We start from the raw sequence: 541 nt of genomic DNA, 5'->3' as shown, positions 1-541 counted from the left end.
AGTTGGTCTTCGGCTACATCAATTAGCGTGTTCAGGGCTTTTATTTTAAGCTCTGCTTCTTGTAAAGCTTTTTGCAAAGCTTCTTTTTCTAAATCCTTTGAAGATGATTTCTCTTTAGCCATTGGAGAAGTGTTTTCAATACAAATTTCGACTTTTTCTGATTTATATTGTATAATCCAATTACGAATTAATTTCTCAGTCTTGATATTATAGGCTTTTTTAGCATCTTTAATAGTCAATCTTCCTTGTTCTATGGCTGAGACAATAGTACGCTTTTGAAGATTTGTATAACTTCTGCGTTTGATTCTTTCTTGATATTCTGGTGAGCCATAGTCTCGCATCCAACCATCTAACGATGCTTTTCCTAACCCATAAATCCGGTTAGCTTCTTTTCTAGGCAATCCATTTTCAACTTCTTTGACAATTTTTAAAATCAAGCGTTTGTCATAACGACTTTGCTTGTGCTCCCGTGAAGCATAAATTTCTTGTTCTGGGTTTTCCATATACATTTTTTTGTGTATAGCTATTTTAGGACAAGACA

General features: G+C 34.0%; 1 protein-coding gene. It reads right to left on the bottom strand.

From position 1 onward, the window contains the following. The coding region (locus tag AC23MC_RS16420; protein WP_487569407.1) for a cyclin family protein at nucleotides 1-503 on the bottom strand (503 nt) is incomplete at its 3' end. Between the last annotated feature and the right edge of the window lie 38 nt (nucleotides 504-541).

The organism is Flavobacterium sp. T50_26, from assembly GCF_057652995.1.
Note: the sequence above shows the minus strand (reverse complement) of the source record. Positions and strands in the feature narration are given on the sequence as shown.